Annotated in this window: 4 protein-coding genes; all 4 read right to left on the bottom strand. The window is 72.0% G+C overall.

Annotation, left to right across the window (positions count from 1 at the left end; all coding sequences use genetic code 11):
• Window positions 1-110 precede the first annotated feature (110 nt).
• Complete coding sequence (locus tag V6M89_RS30305; RefSeq protein WP_332856700.1) at window positions 111-902, bottom strand: ABC transporter permease; 792 nt, start codon at window positions 900-902, stop codon at window positions 111-113.
• Entirely contained in the window at window positions 899-1,603 is a 705-nt protein-coding gene (locus tag V6M89_RS30300) for a type II secretion system protein (RefSeq protein ID WP_332856699.1), read from the bottom strand. Before V6M89_RS30300 ends, V6M89_RS30305 begins: the two co-directional genes overlap by 4 nt.
• Window positions 1,604-1,607: 4 nt before the next feature.
• Entirely contained in the window at window positions 1,608-2,327 is a 720-nt protein-coding gene (locus V6M89_RS30295) for a hypothetical protein (protein WP_332856698.1), read from the bottom strand.
• Window positions 2,317-2,544 (bottom strand): hypothetical protein (locus V6M89_RS30290; RefSeq protein ID WP_332856697.1); only part of this gene is annotated, 228 nt, incomplete at its 5' end. The genes V6M89_RS30295 and V6M89_RS30290, both read right to left, overlap by 11 nt.

Here is a 2,544-nt window from a genome sequence, read left to right as displayed (position 1 = left end):
CGCCTGCGCCGGCGGCCGGCCGGCTTGCCAGCCCAGCTGCAAGGCCAGCGCCGCCGCCAGCAGCAGGCGCACGGCCGGCGGCACCGACGACAGCGGGCGGGATGGCGTGTTCACAGGTTTTTCCGGTACAGGTCGAACAGCGCGGCGGCCGTCAGCAGGCCCACCGCCAGCGCGGTCTGCGCCGCCAGCGTGGCCAGGTCGGCCAGCGTGCCGGTGTGGTACAGCAGCCATTCGGTGCGGGTGTAGGCGTCCAGGTGCGGCAGCAGCAGCGCCAGCGCGTCGATGCCATGGCTCAGCCAGCGCTGGCCGGCGTCGGCCTGGGCGGCGCCGGCATGGCCCAGCAGCTGCAGGGTGCCGATCACGCGCGCCAGCAGGTAGAAGGCGCCGGCGGCGCTCAGCGCCGGCAGCGTCTGGTTCAGGGTGAGCGAGCACAGCAGGCTGAAGGCGGCCACGATCCACAATTCGCCCAGCAGAGACACGGCCCACAGCGCCGCCTGGCCGACGGGCGCGAAGGCCAGCGCCACCGCGCCGAACAGCAGCGCCGGCAGCAGCGCCAGCGCGGCGAAGCCGGCCAGCTTGCCCAGCAGGTAGACCGCGCGCGGCAGGGCCAGCGCCAGCAGCAGTTCGCCGCCCTTGTCGGCCGCTTCGCGCGCCATGCTGCTGATGACGAAGGTGGCGATCAGGAACACCGCCGCCAGCCGCAGCACGGCCGCCAGCAGGGCCGCCTGCAGTTGGCGGCTTTCGGTCAACGCCAGCTGGCCGAGGAAGCCGCCGGCGCACACGGCCGCCGCCAGCGCCAGCACCAGCAGCCACAGCAGCCGGTTGCGCAGCGCCTCCAGCAGCGTGTAGCGGGCGATGACCAGCGCGGCCCGCGGTAGTTGCAGCGGCGCCGTCGCCGTCATTGGATCTTCTGCACCGCGACCATGCGGTTGAACAGGATGTTGGGCGACAGCCAGACCACGATGTCGTCGTAGGCGCCGCCCGGCGCGCTGGCGAGGTCGCTGGCGTAGCGGCTGACGAACTGGGTGTCCGAGCCGGCGTTGAGCTGTTCGTCGGTGTTGCCGGTGGCGCCGTTGGCGATCAGCCCGCCCAGCTCGTTGCTGCCGCCAAAGCCGTTCTTGCCGTGCGAGACGATCACCGCCGGGATGTCGTTGACGGCGGTGGCCGCCACCAGCTGGCCGCTGCCGTCGCGGGTGGCGACGGTGATGTCGCGCGGCGTGCTCAGGTTGAACAGCGTGTCGCTGTCGCTGAAGGCCGGCGTGACGCTGTAGCGGAACAAATGGTTCCAGCTGTCGAGTTTGCCCAGGCCCAGCGTGGCCCACGGCAGGTAGCCGCTGCGGCGCTCGCCGGCGCAGCGGCTGCCGTTGCGCGCCTCCAGGCCGTTGCTGGCCGAGATGGCCGGGCAGGGCAGGTAGCCGTTGCGCAGCGCGTAGCCGACCAGCGCCTCGCGCGCGTCCTCCATCGCCTTCTGGGTTTCCGAGATCTTGCGCTGTTCCAGCTGCATGCCGAGCGGCGCCAGCAGGCCGCCGACCATCAGGCCGACGATGATCAGCACGATCGCGATTTCGACCAGCGTAAAGCCGGATTGTCGGGGTTTCGTCATGGCGTCAAGGCAGGCGGTGGGCCGCCGCCATTTGTTGGTAAAGGAATGCCTGCGGCACGCTCAGCACCAGGTCGTCGAAGGCGCCGCCGGGCCGGTTGGCGTCGGTGCCGGCGGCGCGGCTGATGAAGTGCACGCTGGCGCTGGCGTTTTGTTGTTCGTCGATATTGCCGGCGTCGCTATTGGGCTGCACCACGCCCAGCATCGACACGCCGAAATTGCTGCGGCCGTGCGACAGCAGCACCGCCGGCGCGCACGGCGCGCCGAGGTCGCAGCTGGACTGGCCGGCGCGGTAAAACAACTCGCCGTCGCTGGCGCGATCCTGCACCGTCTTGGTGGCGACCAGCGCGGTGCGCAGCACCGGCGCCTGGGTGTAGCCCGGCGTGACGCTGTAGCGCAGCAGCTTGCCCCAGGCGTCGGCGCCGTCCACGCCCAGCGTGACCCAGGGCAGGAAGCCGGTGCAGTCCTGCTCGGTGGCGCAGGGCGCCAGCGCCTCGCGGCCGTCGGCGGCCGAGGTGGCCGGGCGCGGCAGGCGGCCGTTGGTGGCGGCAAAGCCCACCAGCGCGTCGCGCGCCTGCGCCATGCGCGCCAGCGTCAGCTGGTTGCGGCGCAGCTGGTTGCTGTCGTGGTTGAGCGCGCTCACCAGCAAGGTCGCCGCGCCGACGCTGGTCATGGCCAGCAGCAGCAACAGCGCCGCGCCGCGCTGGCGGCGTAGGCTAATGGCCAATTTCTTGCACGCTGCCATGGGCGGGATCGAAGCTCTGGCCGGGTTTCAGGATCAACTGGCGGCCGGACGACAAGCGCAGCGACACCGCCGCCCCCGGTCCTGCCTTGGCGCCGTCGGACTGCGGCACCTGGTTGAGCCAGACCGTGGTGCGGCCGCTGCTGCCGCGCAGCACACCGCTCAGCTGGACGCTGGAGGCGGCGGCGGCGGTGGCGGCGGG

Source organism: Duganella sp. S19_KUP01_CR8, from assembly GCF_036688705.1.
In the GTDB taxonomy this organism is placed as follows: domain Bacteria; phylum Pseudomonadota; class Gammaproteobacteria; order Burkholderiales; family Burkholderiaceae_D; genus Rugamonas.
Note: the sequence above shows the minus strand (reverse complement) of the source record. Positions and strands in the feature narration are given on the sequence as shown.

Bases quoted from the DNA above. Each gene is read 5' to 3' on its own strand.
- V6M89_RS30300 (WP_332856699.1), bottom strand. From the start codon at position 1,603: ATGACGAAACCCCGACAATCCGGCTTTACGCTGGTCGAAATCGCGATC.
- V6M89_RS30305 (WP_332856700.1), bottom strand. From the start codon at position 902: ATGACGGCGACGGCGCCGCTGCAACTACCGCGGGCCGCGCTGGTCATC.